At 46.7% G+C, this 19,148-nt stretch carries 14 protein-coding genes; 12 read left to right on the top strand and 2 right to left on the bottom strand.

Features of this window, described 5'->3' with window-relative positions; translation table 11 throughout:
* Positions 1-147: 147 nt before the first annotated feature.
* A complete protein-coding gene (locus E5331_RS09320; RefSeq protein ID WP_123482013.1) occupies positions 148-561 on the top strand; it encodes a DUF1810 domain-containing protein in 414 nt (137 codons plus the stop codon).
* Between the two features lie 143 nt (positions 562-704).
* The gene (locus tag E5331_RS09315) at positions 705-1,457 is read left to right on the top strand and encodes an SDR family NAD(P)-dependent oxidoreductase (RefSeq protein ID WP_123482014.1); all 753 of its coding nucleotides are present in this window, start codon (positions 705-707) and stop codon (positions 1,455-1,457) included.
* Between the two features lie 102 nt (positions 1,458-1,559).
* Here the strand turns inward: E5331_RS09315 and E5331_RS09310 are convergent, their stop codons facing one another.
* On the bottom strand, positions 1,560-4,640 hold the full coding sequence (locus E5331_RS09310; RefSeq protein ID WP_123482015.1) for a glycosyl hydrolase 115 family protein: 3,081 nt from the start codon (positions 4,638-4,640) through the stop codon (positions 1,560-1,562).
* 241 nt (positions 4,641-4,881) lie between these two features.
* Here E5331_RS09310 and E5331_RS09305 point away from each other — a divergent pair, with 241 nt between their 5' ends.
* The 6 genes from E5331_RS09305 to E5331_RS09280 all read left to right on the top strand — a co-directional run bounded on the left by E5331_RS09305 (position 4,882) and on the right by E5331_RS09280 (position 13,094).
* The gene (locus E5331_RS09305; protein ID WP_123482016.1) at positions 4,882-6,384 is read left to right on the top strand and encodes a catalase; all 1,503 of its coding nucleotides are present in this window, start codon (positions 4,882-4,884) and stop codon (positions 6,382-6,384) included.
* 196 nt (positions 6,385-6,580) lie between these two features.
* Positions 6,581-7,273 (top strand): winged helix-turn-helix domain-containing protein, encoded by a 693-nt coding sequence (locus tag E5331_RS09300; protein ID WP_123482017.1) that lies wholly within the window; start codon positions 6,581-6,583, stop codon positions 7,271-7,273.
* Positions 7,260-8,684, top strand: a complete 1,425-nt coding sequence (locus tag E5331_RS09295; protein WP_123482018.1) for a sensor histidine kinase — start codon at positions 7,260-7,262, stop codon at positions 8,682-8,684. Before E5331_RS09300 ends, E5331_RS09295 begins: the two co-directional genes overlap by 14 nt.
* Positions 8,685-8,777: 93 nt before the next feature.
* On the top strand, positions 8,778-11,087 hold the full coding sequence (locus tag E5331_RS09290) for an inorganic phosphate transporter (protein ID WP_123482019.1): 2,310 nt from the start codon (positions 8,778-8,780) through the stop codon (positions 11,085-11,087).
* Positions 11,065-12,081 carry a porin gene (locus tag E5331_RS09285; protein ID WP_275441153.1) on the top strand — a complete coding sequence of 339 codons (1,017 nt, stop codon included), beginning with the start codon at positions 11,065-11,067 and terminating at the stop codon, positions 12,079-12,081. The genes E5331_RS09290 and E5331_RS09285 overlap by 23 nt, the downstream gene beginning before the upstream one ends.
* A gap of 329 nt (positions 12,082-12,410) precedes the next feature.
* A complete protein-coding gene (locus E5331_RS09280; protein ID WP_123482020.1) occupies positions 12,411-13,094 on the top strand; it encodes an outer membrane beta-barrel protein in 684 nt (227 codons plus the stop codon).
* A gap of 113 nt (positions 13,095-13,207) precedes the next feature.
* Here E5331_RS09280 and E5331_RS09275 read toward each other — a convergent pair whose 3' ends face one another.
* Entirely contained in the window at positions 13,208-13,678 is a 471-nt protein-coding gene (locus tag E5331_RS09275) for a macro domain-containing protein (protein WP_123482021.1), read from the bottom strand.
* Positions 13,679-14,154: 476 nt separating this feature from the next.
* Here E5331_RS09275 and E5331_RS09270 point away from each other — a divergent pair, with 476 nt between their 5' ends.
* From E5331_RS09270 to E5331_RS09255, 4 genes are all read left to right on the top strand, one after another.
* A complete protein-coding gene (locus tag E5331_RS09270) occupies positions 14,155-14,955 on the top strand; it encodes an immunoglobulin-like domain-containing protein (RefSeq protein WP_135985559.1) in 801 nt (266 codons plus the stop codon).
* A gap of 277 nt (positions 14,956-15,232) precedes the next feature.
* Entirely contained in the window at positions 15,233-16,561 is a 1,329-nt protein-coding gene (locus tag E5331_RS09265; protein WP_123482023.1) for an SWIM zinc finger family protein, read from the top strand.
* Positions 16,548-18,029, top strand: coding sequence for a DUF5691 domain-containing protein (locus tag E5331_RS09260; RefSeq protein WP_123482024.1), 1,482 nt, complete (start codon positions 16,548-16,550; stop codon positions 18,027-18,029). The genes E5331_RS09265 and E5331_RS09260 overlap by 14 nt, the downstream gene beginning before the upstream one ends.
* Positions 18,023-19,102 carry an ATP-binding protein gene (locus E5331_RS09255; RefSeq protein ID WP_135985557.1) on the top strand — a complete coding sequence of 360 codons (1,080 nt, stop codon included), beginning with the start codon at positions 18,023-18,025 and terminating at the stop codon, positions 19,100-19,102. The genes E5331_RS09260 and E5331_RS09255 overlap by 7 nt, the downstream gene beginning before the upstream one ends.
* Positions 19,103-19,148 lie beyond the last annotated feature (46 nt).

Genomic DNA, 19,148 nt, shown 5'->3' with positions numbered 1-19,148 from the left:
GTTGCAGGGGAATAGGGGTGGAGGAGGGTCGGATTTGTTGATATATTGCAGGATGTTGGGGCATTCGGTTTTTTATTGCGAAATTTGCGGATGTAATGAAGTTGTAATGGCTTCATTGGTAATATCATCATTTAAGCGATTTTTATTATGGAAAACTTGGATAGATTTGTTATGGCGCAGGAGCGGACGTATGATGTCGCGTTGCAGGAGATCCGTAATGGCGGGAAGAGAAGCCATTGGATTTGGTATGTGTTTCCGCAACTCAGGGGATTGGGCAGAACTGCCAATGCCAATTATTATGGGATTGAAGGAAAAGAGGAGGCTGTGGCTTATCTTGGTCATGAAATTCTTGGTAAACGGCTGAGGGAAATCTCGAATGAGTTGTTGAACTCGCAGGAGGATATAAGGGTGCTGATGGGGAGTGGCATTGATGTGCTGAAACTGAAGTCAAGCATGACGCTGTTTGATTTTGTCTCGCCCGGCGATGTGTTTGGTCTGGTGCTGGATAAGTTTTTTGACGGAAAGAGATGCCGTCGTACGCTGGAGATTCTGTCAACTTGACTGCTTCTTGCAATTTTTGTGAAAAATTGTGTGTTTTTGACTTGTGAAAGAGGACCGGTTCTGATGTGTTGTCACCGCAGAATCGGTCTTTCTTTAAACTGAAAGCTGTGAAAATCCGTTTAATGTAAAAACGGAATTTATATATGAATAAGATTATTATAATGGGTGCCACTTCCGGTATCGGGTTCTTGGTGGCGCAGAGAATGGCGGAAAAGGGTTGGAAAGTTGGTGCGTGTGGAAGAAACGTTGCCTCTCTGAATGCTCTTAAATCGGATTATCCGGATAATATTTTCACGGCTCAGATCGACATAACAAGGGAGAAGGCTACCGAGAGACTTACGGCTCTTATCAATGAGATGGGGGGTATGGACGTCTACTTCCATGTGTCGGGAGTGGGGTATGATAATACTGAACTCTCGGAAGATAAGGAGATGAAGACGCTTGAGACAAACGTGATAGGTTTTGCCCGTATGATAGGGGAGGCTTACCGTTATTTCCGCGATAATAAGGTGAAAGGGAAGATTGCGGCTGTCACGTCGGTGGCAGGTACTAAAGGTATCGCTCAGCTTGCTGCCTATTCCTCATCTAAGAAATTCCAGCAGACTTATCTGACAGCGTTGAATCAGCTTGCCAACAACGAGGGTGCATCGATAAAATTCTGCGACATACGTCCGGGTTGGATCCACACTCCGCTTTTGAAGGAAGGCTACTCTTATCCGATGGAGATGACGCTTGACTACGCTGTGCCGCGTATAATGAAAGCCATGCTACGGGGCAAACGCGTCGCCACTGTCGATTGGCGATGGGGTATCCTCACCTCCCTCTGGCGACTTATCCCCACCTCCCTCTGGGTACGCCTAAACATCCCCCTCAACATGAAGCTCTCCGACAAATAATAAAGAAAGCAGATAATAAAGGAAGCAGATTTTCCGACATGCGGTTGCCGGGAAATCTGCTTTTATGTTGTTTTTCACATGTTGAGAGGTATGCTTTTATGGTTAGTTGAGGCGGTCGAGGCGGAAGTGGTCTACTTTAAACCAGCCGTTGTTACCGGTGGAGTCAAAGGTGCCGTCTTTCTTTTTGTTACTTGTGCGGATACCGATCTTGAGGTCTTCCCCATTTTTGATGCGTACTGCCACTGCCATCTCTTTCAGTTGGAAGTTGTCGGAATTACTTCCTGTGTAGCCCGCGAAAGTGTTATCCTCTCCGGGTGTCAGCAGATTGGGGTAGTCGCTCTCAAATCCGAAGTATTGCACCTGATTGTTAGCAAACAGACGACAGGTGCCTTTTTTGTTCTCCTCCACCCAGAGTCGGCAGCGCACAAGGTAGGTGCCTTCCGGCAGTTTACCGGATTCGATGGTTTGCGACAGTTCAAACTCCTCCGGCATAGGGAAGGAGTTCATCCAGCAGAGATTGTTACCGTTGTAGTTTTTTGCATCGTTATTGATTCCGAAAGAGTTTCCGGCAAGATTACCGACTATGTTCCATCCGTAAGGCACGCCACGTTGGGTGTCTCCGTCAGTATTGAGAGTGCCTGTGGAATCATATTCAAAGTCCGGATTTATCAGTAGTTTGTCGGTAAGGCTTGTGGAATTGTCGGCAGGGTAACGCACATAGATCTCACTTAGAGCTATCCCCGGATTCATCATCGAGACACGCAGTTTCACGTTGCCGTCTTGTTTGGCGTCATACCTTACGGTGGCATCGTTGAACCCTTGCATAACTGTGGTGTGCCATTTCCCTTGCGTTGCGACAGTCTTCAGCGACAGCACTTCCGGCTCTGCTCCATTTATACTTATGCCCACGTCAAGCGAATCGCCGCTATGTATTGGGAAAGTCGGGAGGAAACGTGCCTCTATCATATTCTCACCACTCTTTACCGGCACGATATATTCCACGTATGGAGCTTCAGAAATCTCTGCGGAGGAGTAATTGCGGTTATCCATACGCCATACTGCAATGCTGCTCCCGGATATTCCAAGATTCTTAAACTCTTTGAATCCTTCCGATACGGCAGAATATTGTACCGCCGGTATGCGGTCGTAAGACTCAGTCGGCATCTCCACAGCCAAAGATGATATTCCAGCAGCGGATGCTGTCTCCGGCATGAAGAATTGCTGAAGATTTCTTGGCTTATAGTCCATCATACCGTCCCATTTGCCGTCGGCAATCCCTTTGTTGTACTTCTCGGTCAATTCAATGATACTGTCGAATGCCTTGTGAGCCTCATCGGAATAAGCAAGAGCCTTTTCGCGTTGTCCGGCATTGGCAAGCGTGAAACTCTGCTTTGCGCGGAATGTCTTGACGTTCATTAGGTACGCACCCTTCACCGGATATTCCACGAGTTCATAGAAAGCATCCTCCAATCGCTCCGGTATTCGGGATTTCAGTGTCTCCACCTTATCCACGAGCTGACGGTAGCGACTGATGCGCTGATCCATCTCGCTGTCGTTGTATGCTACTCCGAATACGTGTTCCGGTTTGCCTGCAGCGGCAAGCTCGTAATATTCAAGTTTGATGTCGGCGATGTCGTCAGCCACGTCTTCACCGAAAGTCTTTGCAGCCCAATGACGACTGTATCTGTAGGCGTTCTCCGGTTGCCATGCGTCAATATCCCACGCCAGATCCATGCAGAACTCCAATTCCTCTTCAGCCGGCTTGATGTCGCCTACGTTTATCACCCAAAGGTCGCGTATGCCGTTCTCATACCCCTTCACAAGCTCATAGCTGATAAGGGAGGGGGAGATGGATGAGAGCCACAGATAGTCGGATGGGGTGCCCCAATACGACAGATGATAATACACTCCGTGTCCCCCCTTGCGGAGCTGTTCCTTCTCGGTGGGAAGCTGACGGATGTAGCCATGATTATCATCAACCCATGTGAGAATCACGTCTTCCGGCACCTGTAGCCCGGCATTATAGGCATCAAGCACCTCCTTATACGGTATGAAAATCTGCGGCACGGAGTTAGGTTCTCCGATATGCTTCTTTATCAACGAACGTTGATAGCCGATGATTTCAGTCAATCCACGCACCTTATCTTCGGTGGAGGGGTAGCCGCTGATTCCCCAGTCGTGCACACCGCGCATACCGAGTGTGTACATTGCTGATACCCCCTTACTCTCCGCGACACGTTCCTCCCAATATCGTTGAATCTTATCCTTGTTGGTCACGTAGTTCCAGTTGTCGTAAGTGCCAGATCCATCCTCATATCGTCGCCATTCCCATTCATTATCGCGCAACATCTGTTCGCAATGGCTTGACCCAAGGGCGATGTCATATCTTTTTGCGACAGGTATGTTCTCCTTATTATCCCAGAATGCTTGCGAACATAGGTGCATCGCGGGCCATAGCACGTTGGCGCGTAGGCGTAGCAGAAGTTCCATCACCTTGGCATACGTGTTCGGTCCGATATTGTTATACTTTGCATCAATGTTTTTTGCCGCCCATGGCATCAGTCCCCAATCCTCGTCATTTATGAATATTCCACGGAATTTCACCGACGGTTCACCTACCACGGTTTTTCCCGGCGTGGCATAAATGGCATTACGTTTCTCCGGCGTCACATCAGCCCACCATACGTAAGGGGATACCCCCATCAGTTTTGAGATCTCAAACAGAGCGTAGGCTGTGCCTCTCGGAGTGCTGCCGTAGACTACGAGAGCACGTTCAACCCCTTTTGCCGGTTTCTCCACTACTGCAAGTCCGTATGCCTCCCATTTCCCGGCAATGTCGGATGTGTCGATTTTTCCTTCAGCTGCCAGTTTGTCGATGAAAGAGGATTTTCCGATAGTGCCGGCTATGATAGGATATTTTACTCCTTTCAATGAATTTGTCAGTGTAGGGGTCTTGCCGGTTATCAGGCGTATGTCATCGCTGACGGCTCCGGCTACGGTGGCTACCACTTCCGCATCGGCAGGGTCAACCACGAAGGAGGTTGTCTCACCGCGTGTCCCGACAATGGGGAATGCGCCTTTTGACGGTATTGCCGTGATATTTACGGATTCCGCTAAAATGTTTCCGCATACCGACACACCGAATAGTGTTGTTGCAAACAACAATCTTGAGAATTGATTCATGTGTATGATTTATAGAGTATTGTTTATAGTTTATAGTGAGATTGTCGTTATAAAGTTTGCCGTTAAAAGTAGGTCATTACATAAGTCATTGCAAAATTAATGAAATTTTAAATCTCCTGCAAATTGCAAAAAAAAATAAAAAAGTCTGAAAAAATACTCTTGCCATAATACGTAGGTAATATTTTATTGTTTAGAAATCATCTTGTGTTATTGATTTCATTATAAAATAAATTATGATTGTATGGATAAGAAAAGACTGACCGCAGAAAACGGTCGCCCAATCGCCGACAACCAGAATATACAGACTGCTGGTCTGCGAGGACCTATGTCTGTCAATGATCCGTGGTATCTTGAAAAAATAGCCCATTTTGATCGTGAGGTGATACCGGAAAGACGTATGCACGCCAAAGGCTCCGGTGCATTCGGCACGTTTACCGTCACAAATGATATTACAGAGTTTACACGAGCCTCTATCTTTGCAGAGGTGGGTAAACAGACGCCATGTCTCGTGCGCTTCTCAACGGTGGCTGGCGAACGTGGAGCAGCCGACGCCGAACGCGACATACGAGGATTCGCAATGAAATTTTACACGGATGCAGGCAACTGGGATTTGGTGGGGAATAATACTCCTGTGTTTTTCCTGCGTGACCCTCTGAAGTTTCCCGACTTGAATCATGCCATAAAACGCGACCCACGCACCGGTATGCGTAATCCTGCCGCCAATTGGGATTTTTGGACGCTTTTGCCCGAAGCGTTGCATCAGGTGACGATAACGATGTCGCCGCGTGGCATACCTGCCTCGTTCCGCCACATGCACGGGTTCGGTAGCCATACCTACAGCTTTATAAATAAGGATAACAAACGCACTTGGGTGAAATTCCATTTCATCACCATGCAGGGTATAAAGAATCTTACCGACAGTGAGGCAGAGACTATCATCGCCAAGGATAGGGAGTCGCATCAGCGTGATCTTTTTGAAGCCATTGAGAGAGGGGATTTCCCACGTTGGCAACTGAAGGTGCAGCTTATGACTGAGGATGAGGCGAAGGAATACCATATAAATCCGTTTGATCTGACAAAGGTATGGTATCATAAGGATTTCCCGCTTCGTGATGTGGGTATCCTTGAACTTAACCGTAATCCTGAGAATTTCTTTGCCGAGATTGAGCAGGCTGCCTTTAATCCGGCAAATATCGTCGACGGCATCGGTTTCTCTCCCGACAAGATGCTTCAGGGACGTCTTTTCTCCTACGGTGATGCGCAACGTTATCGTCTTGGTGTCAATCATAACCTTATACCAGTGAACAGTCCAAGATGTCCGTTCCATTCGTATCATCGCGACGGACAGATGCGCACTGATGGCAATTGCGGCAGAACCATATCATACGAGCCGAACAGTTATGGCGAATGGCAAGATACTCCTTCAAGAAAGGAACCTCCGTTGGAGCTGCATGGTGATATGTATAACTATGATGAAAGGGAATATGACAATGACTATTACACGCAGCCCGGAAAGTTATGGCGTCTTATGAGCGCGGAGGATAAGAGGGCGACGTGTAGCAATACTGCCACTCAGATGGAGGGGGTGCCCCTCTTTATAAAGCAGCGTCATGTCAGGGCTTGCCATAATGCGGATGAGGAGTATGGCAAGATGCTTGCCGAGGCATTGGGCATAGATCTTGCGGAGGCACTTGTGGCGGAGGATCCGGCACATCCATCATGGGATAAACGTGAGATCCATTGAAAGACGTGAGTCAAAGACGTTGTGGATTTTATTAAATTTTTATTAAAGATTTAATCGGATAAGGATATTTAGATTATTAAGTGGTAACTTTGCATCGGAGGATGATGTTGCTTGAAACATGTTTATTGAAGTCTTGACAATTTTATGCTCCATAATGAAGTTGTCAAGACTTCAGTCTTAATAGTTGATTTGATCTATGGATGCAGTGAAAATATTGGTTATAGAGGATGATGAAACTCTCGCGGATACTCTTCAGTTTAATCTGGAGCTGGAGGGGTATGACGCCATGAAGGTATATAGTGCTGATGAGGCGATGGATTTGGATCTGCCCTCATTCTCATTGATTGTGCTTGATGTGATGATGGATGGCACAAACGGTTTTCAATTCGCAAAGAGATTGAAGAGCGATGCCGCCACCGCCTCCATACCGATTATTTTCTGCACAGCAAAAGATACGGAGGATGACATGGTGACAGGTTTCCATTTGGGTGCTGATGATTACATATATAAGCCTTACACGATACGCAACGTTCTGACACGGATAAAGGCAGTGCTCCGACGGACTGCCTCTCCGGCGACTCCAAAAAAGGATGCGGAGGAGGATGTGATAACCTATAAGGGGATAACCGTGGATAAGAGATTCAAGCGATGTATGGTCGACGGGCAGGAGGTGAAACTCGTGAAGAAAGAATTTGAGATACTATCGCTACTTATCTCCACTCCCGGCAGGATATACACACGAGAGGAGATACTTGACCGCGTGTGGAAGAGGGAGGCGATTGTGCTCGACCGCACAATCGATGTCAATATCACGCGCCTGCGCACGAAACTTCATCCATACGGCAGACATATAATCACCCGTTCGGGCTACGGCTATGGCTTCGAGTAGAATCACGTATCATCATCGGCTGTTTCTATGGCTACTGTCGTTCCTGGGACTGTTCATGGGTTGCTTTGTGATATTTCAGTATGACCGCGAGAAGAAATATAAGGCGGAGCAGCTTAATGAGCGTCTGCAATTATATAACGTGGGGATTGCGGATGCAGTGATGAACGGTGTGTCGCCACAAGAATATCTTGCCGGATGCAAGGAGCCGTTTGAGGAATTGAGGGTGTCTATCATCAATAATGACGGCAGGGTCGTGTTTGACAACACGCTTGACACCTTGCCGACAGAGAATCATCTTTCCCGTCCGGAGATAAGGGATGCATTGCGCAGCGGCATCGGTTTTGCCCGACGTAGACATTCGTTTACCACCAACGACACATATTTCTACTCAGCGATGTCTAACGATTCCATAATCGTAAGGACTGCCGCTCCCTATACGATGAGTGTTCGCGAAATGCTGAAGGCTGACAGTGCGTTCCTTTGGTTTATGTTTGGCATGGCTGGGGTGATGAGCGTGATAGGGTATTATGCCACCCGTAAGATCGGGCATACGATAACGCGTCTCAATCAGTTTGCTGCAAAGGCGGAACGTGGGGAGCAGATTTATGGCGACGATCCTTTCCCACATGATGAGCTCGGGGATATTTCCGGTCATATAGTGCAGCTTTATGCCAATCTCCAGCAGGCGATGATGGAGCGCGACAGGCAACATGAGGAGTCGCTTAGACTTGAACATGAGAAGAATCTGATCAAACGGCAACTCTCTAATAACATCAACCATGAACTGAAGACTCCGGTGGCTGCGATGCAGGTGTGTCTGGAGACTATCATCGAGCATCCGGATCTGCCGCAAAGTAAGAAGGATGTATTTGTAGGACGTTGTTATGATAATTGCCGGCGTCTTCAGCAGCTGCTTGCCGATGTCTCCACCATCACTCGTCTTGAAGATGGGCAGTCGATGATTGAGAAAGAGCCTATAGATCTTTCAACTCTGATAAAAGCGGTGGTGGAGGAATATTCTGCTTCCGGCATACCCATAAGGCTGGATATCCCGTCGGAGATGAAGACGGTTGGAAATTATTCTCTACTTTCCGCTGTATTCAGAAATCTTATATCGAATGCCAACGCCTATTCACGTGCATCGCTGATAAGTATCACTGCCCATGACTCCGTATCAGGCGAATGGATTATTGATTTTAGGGATAATGGCATAGGAGTGGATGAGTCGCATCATTCGCGTCTGTTTGAGCGATTCTACCGTGTGGATAGCGGACGTAGCCGAAATTCGGGAGGCACTGGGCTTGGGCTTTCAATCGTGAAGAATACGATACTCTTCCACGGAGGCACTATCACGGTCAGTAATCATCCGGAGGGTGGACTCCGGTTCCTGATCACTTTACCGGGAACATAGATAACTTCAATTTCACATTTTTGAAACATTTCGGTAAGATTTATGAAATAAAATCTTGAGAACTTTGCCATAGAAACAATAAACTGTAATACTATGGAGTATGTTTTTATCGGCATTGTTATTTTTCTTTTTGTACTCGCTGTGTTTGACCTCACTGTGGGGGTCAGCAATGATGCGGTCAACTTCCTCAATTCAGCAATCGGCTCCCGTGCCGCATCGTTCAAGACAGTTATCATTATCGCCGCCGTGGGGATTTTCCTGGGCGCGGTGATGAGCAACGGCATGATGGATATTGCCCGTAATGGCATATTCAGACCTGAGCAGCTGTCGTTCTTCGACGTGATGTGCATATTCACGGCTGTGATGGTCACGGATATAATCCTTCTGGATATCTTTAATTCCCTGGGAATGCCCACATCGACGACCGTCTCAATGGTGTTTGAATTGCTTGGTGCCACGTTTGCTGTCGCCCTTTTCAAGATAGCCGGGAATCCTGAGCTGTCGCTCGGTCATCTTCTTAACACGGAAAAGGCGTTTGAGGTTATTCTCGGCATATTCTTGTCGGTGGCGATTGCCTTCTTTTTCGGTACGTTGGTGCAATATCTCAGCCGATTGTGGTTCTCGTTTGATTACAAGAAAGGTCTCTCATGGAAGATCGGTATATTCGGAGGAATAGCCACGACAGCTATCGTCTACTTCCTGATACTTAAAGGTGCGAAAGGATTGACGTTCATGACTCCCGAAGTGAAGGGATGGATTAGTGATAATACAGGCATATTGATGGGCGTTTGCTTTGTGGTTTCTACATTGGTGATGCAGTGTCTGCATTTCCTGAAGGTGAACGTATTCAAGATTATAGTGCTTTTCGGCACATTTGCTCTTGCCATGGCATTTGCCGGTAACGACCTCGTGAATTTTATCGGTGTTCCGCTGACTGGTTTTGCCTCGTGGCAGGATTATGTAGCACATGGGGGAGGTAGTCCCGACGCATTTCTTATGACTTCATTGACAGGGGCAGCATCTACCCCGGTATATTTCCTAATCGGGGCGGGCGTCATTATGGTGGTGGCGTTGGCAACGTCAAGGAAAGCTCAGAAAGTGGTGGAGACATCAGTCAATCTGTCGCGTCAGGATAGTGGCGAGGAGATGTTCGGTTCGTCGAAACTCGCGCGTAGAATCGTGGGATGGGCTCTTGCCGTATCGGGCTGGATTGTATCCCACACTCCGGAGGGGGTAAGACGTTGGGTTGGGAGAAGGCTTGATACCAACCGTGCGATACTTTATAATGGTGCTGCGTTTGACCTTGTGAGGGGTTCGATCAACCTTGTGCTCGCAGGTATGCTTATCGCCTTGGGCACATCGCTGAAACTGCCTCTATCAACGACCTACGTCACGTTTATGGTGGCGATGGGCACGTCTCTTGCCGATCGTGCTTGGGGTCGCGAATCGGCAGTGTTCCGCATCACAGGCGTCATTTCAGTCATTGGCGGATGGTTCATTACAGCCGGGGCAGCCTTTATTGGAGCAGCACTGATCGTAAGCATCATGCATGTTGGGGGTGCCACAGCGATTGTGGTTGTTGCAGTAGTCGCAGTGGTGATTCTGTTACATAGCAATCTTCGCCGACGCAAGGAGGAGACGGCAAGTGAGAACACTCTCTTCCAGAGTATCCTTGCTTCCGGCGACAAGCGCAAGGCTTGGAATCTTCTGAAACTGTACCTTGCCGAGAATCAGAAACTGTTTCTGGAGTTTGCTATGGAAACGCAGAAAAACATCATATCCGGCTTCTTCTCCGATAATTCCCGTCAGCTTGACAAGGCTATTGTCGGCATGCGTAAGCAGAAGGATGTGCTGAAGAGCAACCGTAGAAAATCCACGCTTTGCCTTCGCCATGTAGAGCCGGACGTAGCGATTGAGATGAACACATGGTTCCATACGGCAAGCAATTGCCAGATGGGGATACTGTATAATCTTCTACGTATCGCGGAAGTATGCCATGAGCATGTCGACAACCATTTCCGTCCGTTGCCGAAGGGATATGCCGAACTTGCCATTCCATTGTGTGAGGAGACAACCGGTCTTTTCCACACTACCATCGGATTGTTGGGAAATCCTGAACCTTCGCGGGTAATCGGTCTGCGCAGTAGCTGCGACAATCTGAAGAATCGTCTGTCATTGTTATGCCGACGAGTGTATGGCGAGATACGTCAGGGTGAGTCGCAGGATATGGGTGTGCTCTACGTCTACGTCAATATGCTTCAGGAGATGCAGGAGATAGTGTCGAGTCTTCGCAAGTTGCTGAGGGCAGATGCAAAACTTATGTTGTCGCCGGAGACTCCAATCCGTATTCCGACCATATTTAACCGACCTGTTGATTCTGATGAAGAGTATGCGTTTTCTTAATACAGTATTTGCCGTTCTGCTGGCAATGAGTTGTATGAGTGTGAATGCCGAGGAGGTAGACTATCGCCCGGTGATAAACGGCACGGTAAGGGCGAAGTATGAGTATGAGCCTCAGATTTCGGCAGGACGATTTGAGGTGAGAAATGCCCGCATGAGCATCACCGGGAAGATTCTTCCTGTGGTGGGGTATAAGGTTGAGATCGACCTTTCTGATGAGGGTCGCATAAGGATGCTTGATGCCTATTGTCGTCTGTCTGCCCGGTCGTTCCGCGGATCCCTGACGGCGGGGCAGATGCGGGTGCCGTTTACGATAGATGCGCATCGCTCGCCACATCAGCAGTATTTTGCCAACCGTTCGTTCATCGCAAAGCAGGTGGGTAATGTAAGGGATGTGGGATTGACTGGTATGTATGGATTTGGGGAGAGGGTACCAATCACTCTTGAAGCCGGCATATTCAACGGTTCGGGATTGACGGATCAGAAGAATTTCTGGACAAAGCGGTATAATTTCTCAGTCAAGGCTACAGCCGTTGTTGATAATGTGACGGTGGTTGCCGGATGCCAGCGGATATCGCCGGACAGTGTTGGGATTATGATGTGGGATATAGGAGCATTTTATGACGACACTAAGTGGCACATAGAAGGGGAATATCTGCGAAAGAATTATTCCGGTAAGTTCTCCTCAGTTAATGCGGTGGATGCGTTTGTTGCACGTCGTTTTCCTTTGAAGAGGATCTTTAGTGGCATATCGGCATTAGGTCGTTATGACTACATGTCGGATCATAGCGACGGTGTGCGGGATGATTCGGGGAATCTTGTCATAAATGATCATGGGCGTCATCGTATGACGCTTGGTGCCACACTGCATTGGGGGAGCCGGTCGATGTATGCCGATTTGCGAATAAACTATGAGCAATATTTCTACAAACCCGGAATAACGTCTGGGATCTCTGACAGAAACAAAATAGTGATAGAACTGATGTGTCGGTTCTGATAAAAAGCGCACGAAGAAACAAAAGAAATTAAGAAAATATTTTTCTGCAAGAAAATTTCTTTGTTTCTTTGATTTTTTTGTGATAAATTTATAAATTTGCGGTTGAATAGTATAACAATGATTTGGATTATTCTCGGGAAGGATGTTCCAGAAAGATAAGAAACGTTATGCGTGTCTTGAGATTCCGGTATATATGAAAATCACTAAACGTAAAATTGCGCTGATGGTTTCCTACGACTTGAAGATTGATACATTGTATATTTGGCTCACGTTTCCGATATTATAAACTAATTTGCCTTAGAGTCAGAAGGTCAATAGCATATCTTATTATGAAAAAGTATCACGTTTCAGCTGCATTGTTGCTTTTGTCGGGATTGCCGATGTTTTCGCAAAATCCTGTGGTTGACAATCCGAATAATAAGGGTTATTTCGGTATCCGTCTTGGGGGTGAAATCACGTGTCCCGGTAAGCTGTCGGTGGAAAACTTCAGTGTGAGTGCATTCAAGAATGGTGGTGGTGTTGAGTTTGGTGGAATCTACAATTTCCCTGTGGTTGCGAACTTCTATATAGAACCAGGTTTGAAATTCTATTATAATACGTATTCATTCAAAGATTTCTCGATAATGGATATTGAGGAGGATATCGTCATACAGAGTGCAAGTATGAGGAAATTCGGTATGCGTATTCCGGTGATGGCAGGTTATCATTTCGACTTTACGGATGATGTGAAACTGTCGTTGTTCACTGGTCCGGAACTGGAGATTGGTCTTTCCGCCAAGGGGCATGTCAAGGGTAGTTTTCAGGGTATGGTGATAGATGAGTCGGAAAGTGCGTATGGGGATAACGGGGGCATGAACCGCGTGGATCTTCTGTGGGGAGCCGGTGCAGGCATCACGTATCAAAATTTATATTTTGGAGTGAGTGGTGGCATCGGCATGCTCAACATGCTAAGTGACTCCGATGTCAAATTCCATGAGAACAGAGTGACCTTTAGCATCGGATACAACTTCTGAAATAACTACCACCAAGAACGCGGAGGTCACAGAGATTTTATATAAAAACTTTGCGTTCTCTGCGTTCTTGGCGGTAAATCCACCACGGAGAACGCTGAGAGCATGGTATCTGATTATTCGGAGATGGTGTTACCGCTCTGATAGGATTCCACTACATATAATTCGATATTCGGATAATTGGCTGATGCTTTTTCCAAAACATCTTTCACATCATTCCATTCCAAACCACCCAATCCGGCTCCAATGGCAGGAAGGGCAATCTTGGTTACATCTTCTTCTGATGCCAGGTCCAACATCTTGGTTACCGATTTTTCAATATATTCCAACTTAGCTTTGGTTCTCCATGTGAGCTGTGTGGCAAGGTTATATATGTGTCCTATGCCATAATCGTAATCAAACACATCTCCGGGAATATATTCCCCGTTTTTGCACAATTCCTTATATTCCAAATACATTTCGGGATATTTATTACGGAATTGTAATGCTATGCCTTTACCCATAGCTCCGGCACAATTACATCCGTGTGCAAAACTTGTCACATCGGTTAAGGTGAAAATGTCTCCTTTTTCAATATATGTGATCATCTGATAATGTCTATTTTATTTGGTTTTACGGTTATACTCGGCTGATTGAGGAATGATTATACATTGACGGATAGGATCCTCGGAATGACAGATAATTTTCAATCCAAAACTCCCTTATCATTTTGTATTATATTTAAAATTTGAGCCGTTTTCGTAGCGAAAGTACAAATTTAGCCTGAAATTTTGGTATAATCAAGAAAATATGAGAATATTTGGCATTGAGAAATAACTTTAGAAATTGGTAAAAAAGACGCACGAAGAAATACAAGAAAAGAAGAAATTTCTTAGTGAAATTAAGAAATAAACCATGGGTAACGCGGAGTGTACGGAGAAATGTGTTTGATGGATTGTTGGAGTTTGTTTGTATGGAATATTTTTGTAAATTTGCAGATGGATAGTGTGTTGGAGAAAGTATATGATTATGTGAATATTTTAGTTGTTGATAATGTGTTATGTGTGAGAAGTCTATAAAGATTGTGATTCTTTTTGTAGTTTTATCGGTTTTGTCGGTGACGTTTCAAGGGTGTAATAAATCAAAAAAAATCTCTACAATTGCTGTTGAGGATACCAAAGATACTGTTCTTGCAGATTATGATACAGTAAGTACAAAACAGGCAGAAGCTACAGAAACAGTTTCTACTGAAGAAATCCTTAATGAAGATGAACATGCAATTATGCCTCCTACTGACAAGGATTTATATTACCTGAATGATTATATAGCCAACCGGTTTGATGCATTATCATTAGACAATCCTATTCGGCAGAATGTCTATTCTTGGGGAATAGGTAGTGATTGTGTTCATGTATACATGATGATTAATACTCCACGGTGGAGGAATAAGTTCCGGCAAGAAATATGTGACTCCCAACATATCAGATTTGAGGGTCCGGAAAAACCTGAGAAGATCAATATTCCTGTAAGGGCTGATATCTCTCCTGACAGTATCAGCTTGTTGCCTATTGCCGATTCATTTCCGAAAGATTCCAAGTCTGTCTCTTTTTCATTAAAAAATTATGGTTCAAGATCTATATCTTTCGGTGAAAATTATACGGTGGCATATCAAGGGGAAGATGGAACTTGGTATAAACTTCCATCTCAAGGTGTCTATAATTCCATTGGATTCAGTTTGAGGAAGGGTGGTAACCATGAATTTAAGGTGGGAATGCGTCCTGCTCTCAATGATAACAAACCGGGCACGTATCGTCTTTATAAGAAGATTGAATTTGAGGATAACAACGACCAATTCTGGATTATGACAGAATTTCAGTTATACTGATACTAAACCCAAAAGGTGTAAGCAGAGAAATTATATAAAACTTTGCGTTCTCTGCGTTCTTTGCGGTAAATCCACCACGGAGAACGCGGAGATCACGGAGATTTTTATTTAAGAACTTTGCGACTCTGTCTTAGTGGTGTTTTACCACGGGAGATATGAATGTTTGGAATTACGGAATGTTTTTGTAAATTTGCAGATGGATAGTATGGGTTAGGGTGGTTCCCTGAAATGAGGGGATGGAGTGTTTTTATACCATGTAAAATCAATCGGAATCTTTATGTTGCAAAATCTGACTGAAGAACAAATCGTGCAACTGGCGCCGGATGCTGCTTCTGTAAAGGCAGGGAAGGGATTGGCTGTCAAGTCGAAATGGCCGCTGTTGCATTTTAGCCAGCGTGCAGTGTGGGGGCATTGTCAGGGTAGTGGCAAGAATCCGTATCAGACTGTCGTCGATATGAATGAGATTGCATTCCGATGTTCTTGTCCAAGCCGTAAGTTCCCTTGCAAGCATGGTCTTGGGCTACTGTTGCTTTATGCCGCACATCCGGAACTGTTCTCTTCTGAGGAGGAACCCGACTGGGTGAGCGAATGGCTTTCCAAACGTGAGGCGAAAGCCGAGAAGAAGGAGCAGAAGGCTAAGAGTGACAAACCTGTAGATGAGGAGGCACAGGCACGTCGTGCAGCGTCACGCCATAAGAAGGTGTTGGACGGTATCGACGATTTACAGATATGGATAAAGGATCTTTTGCGCAACGGGTTGCTTAACGTGCCGGAACGTGCATATTCTTTGTTTGACAATATAGCCCGACGTATGGTTGATGCCCAGGCTACAGGACTGGTAAACAGGTTGAGAGCCATTCAGGAGATAGATTTCTATAAAGAGAGTTGGAAATATATCCTTACCGACCGGTTGAGCAAACTATACCTACTTTCTGAAAGCTACCGTCATATTGACGCCCAACCGGAGGATTGGAAATGGGAGATACGCACCCAGATAGGTTATCCGCAATCAAAGGAGGAGGTTCTTGCCGGAGAGGGTGTCCGGGATGAATGGATGGTGGTGCACCGTAGGGTGAGCGATCAGAATGGCGTAAGGATGTCGGCTTATTGGCTATATGGCAAGGAGAGCCGACGTTTTGCAGTTTACCTTGATTTCACAGCTCCCGGGAAATTGCCTGATTTCAATCTGTTGCCCGGCAGCACGTATTCCGCAGAGATATGCTACTATAAGGGCGTGGCGCAAATTCGTGGTCTTCTCAGGGATTACTCCCCGTCAGACAATCGGTTCATCCCGGAGTTCTGTCATGATTTAGATGAGGCTACTTCACTCTATCGGAAAACCATGCGTGAGAATCCGTTTGTGGAGGAGATTCCTATGCTTGTGGATAATCTTCGGATAGCATCGAAAGGGAAGGATTTGTATCTTTTGGATGCCGCCGGCAAAGCGGTCGTCGCAGAGGTGGATGATGCAATAAAGACAGATATCCTTGCAATCACGGGTGGAAAACCGTTCTCCGTTTTCATACTTGCCGGAAATGTGGTCTGGCAATTGAAATCTATATGGTCGGAATCTGAATTTTATTCATGGAAAGATGAAATTAATTGAACCTATCATAAATACTGCCTTGCTTGGCACCGGTACGCAGGAATACATACCCGGATCGCTTGCGGCTCCTCTTGATGATGCTTTCCGAAAGATCCGGGAGAGTGGTGCCGACAAGGAGAGTGCATTCTATCAGATGTCTGCCATAGCCTTTGCATATCATAATGCCGGAATGGAGGCTGCCTCTGATGATGGCGTGCATGCGGTGGAGGAGTCGCCGGAAGAGACGTTGCCTTATCTTCCAAAGGCAGCTGGTGAATTGTTGCGCACGCTTGTGGTCAATAAGTATAACTATCTGCTCATATATGCCTACCGCAGATGGGATAATTTGGGGCGGATTATACCGCCATTCTATCTGCCCGAACTGATCTCCCATGCCTGCGTCAGCAATAACCCTAACCGTAGTAAGGAACAGGAATTACTTTCCCGTCTGTCGGGCAGAAGAGGGGAATGGCTTGCACGCCTCATGGGATTGAGTCTTTCCGGCGAGAAGGAACCTACGGAGTGGGACACCGCATCGCATGAGGAGAGGAAAATGATGCTTCTCCGCATGAGGGAACGGGTGCCTTCGGAGGGGTTGGCGTTGCTTGGCTCCGAACTTAAGAATGAGCCGGCGGCGCGGCGCGATGAACTGATACAATGTCTGAAAGTGAATCTGAGTAAGGATGACGAACCGTTTCTTCAGGAGATTGCGAAGTCTGACCGTAGTGCGGTTGTAAGGACTACGGCATTGCGTCTGTTGTCGAAGTTGCCGGATTCCGAACTTGTAAAGAGATATTGCAGTCTGCTTGAGGGGAATATAAAGTGGAGGATGCTGATGGGATGGTCTTACGGAACAATCTCATACACCCCGGAGATGAAGTCTCTTGGTCTGGAGGAGGTCAGCCCGAACAAGGGGGAGAAGGATAGCGACTATCTGCTGCGCCAGTTGGCTGAACGCGTGCCTTTAAGTTTCTGGGCGAAATTATATGACTGCACCCCGGAGAAAGCGGCTGCAAAATTAGCGGCTCGTCCTCCATTCGGCAAATATTTCGACGTATGCAGTGCGATAGAGACCTTTAAGGACAGGATGTGGGCATTCCAGACCCTGAAGGACAGTCCGGAGGAGTACAGATGCGTAAGATTGATGGGACTCTTGTCGCCACAACAGAGGGAGGAGATAAAATTCACCCTTAACGAAAGGGGGCTCGATATCCCTTCATCATGGTTTAATGAGGATGGAGAGGAATGGGGAGTCAAATTCTCCACGAGGATATTGCAGCATGTGGTTCGCTCAAGATTCTATTATTTTGATAAGGATATGGTGGAGCGGCTTGCTTTGCGTATGCCTCAGTCGCTGCGTCGGGAAGTGGAGAGATATGCGTCGGAATATGATGAACAGCAGATGCTCAGTAAATTTTTCCGTATGCTGAATGAATACATGATAATAAAAGGACAAATAAACACCTTGTTAAACGACAATATATTATGAACCTGCTCAGACAACATGCCGAACAACAGTTTGCAGAAGAATTGCATGAGTTGAAAAAGAATGAAACAAATCCGGTGCCGGAAAATTGGGAGATGTCGCCGCAATCGGTGGTCACTTATCTGATGGGAGGCACGCTAAAGAATGGGTTTGAGGTGTCGCCGAAATATATAGGCAACCGCCGGTTGATGGAGATAGCCGTAGCCACTCTGGTCACAGACCGCGCGCTATTGCTATATGGGCTTCCCGGCACGGCGAAAAGCTGGGTGAGTGAGCATATCGCAGCGGCTGTAAGCGGTGACTCTACATTGATAGTGCAGGGTACTGCCGGAATCGGTGAGGAGGCTATACGTTATGGTTGGAACTACGCACGCTTGCTTGCAGAGGGTCCAAGCGAGGGGGCGTTGGTTCAGACTCCGGTGATGAAAGCGATGCAGGAGGGTAAGATTGCGCGTATCGAGGAGCTGACGCGTATCGGTTCCGACGTGCAGGATACCCTTATCACTATTCTCTCGGAGAAGACTCTTCCGATACCGGAACTTAACAAGGAGGTGCAGGCTATCAGGGGATTTAATGTGATAGCTACTGCCAACAACCGCGACAAGGGTGTGAACGATCTTTCAAGCGCGTTGAAACGAAGATTCAACACTGTGATTCTCCCATTGCCCGACAGCATTGAGGAGGAAACGGATATAGTGCGCAGGCGTGTGGAGAGTTTTGAAAAGGTGATGAGTCTGCCTTCCGAGCGTCCGGCATTGGAGGAGATACGGCGCGTTGTGACAATTTTCAGGGAACTGCGTCAGGGCGTGACGTGCGATGGAAAGTCGAAACTTAAATCTCCTTCCGGCACTCTCAGCACAGCTGAGGCAATATCTGTGGTCAACAACGGGTTGGCTATGGCAGGCTATTTCGGCGACGGCGTGATACATGCAGAAGATCTTGTGTCGGGAATATTGGGCGCGGTGATAAAGGATCCGGTGCAGGATAAGGTGGTATGGCAGGAGTATATGGAGACTGTCGTTAAGAAACGCGACGGCTGGAAAGACATATACCGCGCATCAAGAGACTTTATATAAAGCGGTATCAGCCCCCAGCCCCTAAAGGGGGAGTTTGTTTCCATAA

Origin of the sequence: Lepagella muris, assembly GCF_004793975.1 — a bacterium.
Classification (GTDB): Bacteria; Bacteroidota; Bacteroidia; order Bacteroidales; family Muribaculaceae; genus Lepagella; species Lepagella muris.
Note: the sequence above shows the minus strand (reverse complement) of the source record. Positions and strands in the feature narration are given on the sequence as shown.

Coding starts and splice junctions, on each gene's coding strand:
- E5331_RS09285 (WP_275441153.1), top strand. CDS start 11,065: ATGAAGAGTATGCGTTTTCTTAATACAGTATTTGCCGTTCTGCTGGCA.
- E5331_RS09305 (WP_123482016.1), top strand. CDS start 4,882: ATGGATAAGAAAAGACTGACCGCAGAAAACGGTCGCCCAATCGCCGAC.
- E5331_RS09320 (WP_123482013.1), top strand. CDS start 148: ATGGAAAACTTGGATAGATTTGTTATGGCGCAGGAGCGGACGTATGAT.
- E5331_RS09310 (WP_123482015.1), bottom strand. CDS start 4,640: ATGAATCAATTCTCAAGATTGTTGTTTGCAACAACACTATTCGGTGTG.
- E5331_RS09260 (WP_123482024.1), top strand. CDS start 16,548: ATGAAATTAATTGAACCTATCATAAATACTGCCTTGCTTGGCACCGGT.
- E5331_RS09315 (WP_123482014.1), top strand. CDS start 705: ATGAATAAGATTATTATAATGGGTGCCACTTCCGGTATCGGGTTCTTG.
- E5331_RS09265 (WP_123482023.1), top strand. CDS start 15,233: ATGTTGCAAAATCTGACTGAAGAACAAATCGTGCAACTGGCGCCGGAT.
- E5331_RS09300 (WP_123482017.1), top strand. CDS start 6,581: ATGGATGCAGTGAAAATATTGGTTATAGAGGATGATGAAACTCTCGCG.
- E5331_RS09280 (WP_123482020.1), top strand. CDS start 12,411: ATGAAAAAGTATCACGTTTCAGCTGCATTGTTGCTTTTGTCGGGATTG.
- E5331_RS09275 (WP_123482021.1), bottom strand. CDS start 13,678: ATGATCACATATATTGAAAAAGGAGACATTTTCACCTTAACCGATGTG.
- E5331_RS09290 (WP_123482019.1), top strand. CDS start 8,778: ATGGAGTATGTTTTTATCGGCATTGTTATTTTTCTTTTTGTACTCGCT.
- E5331_RS09295 (WP_123482018.1), top strand. CDS start 7,260: ATGGCTTCGAGTAGAATCACGTATCATCATCGGCTGTTTCTATGGCTA.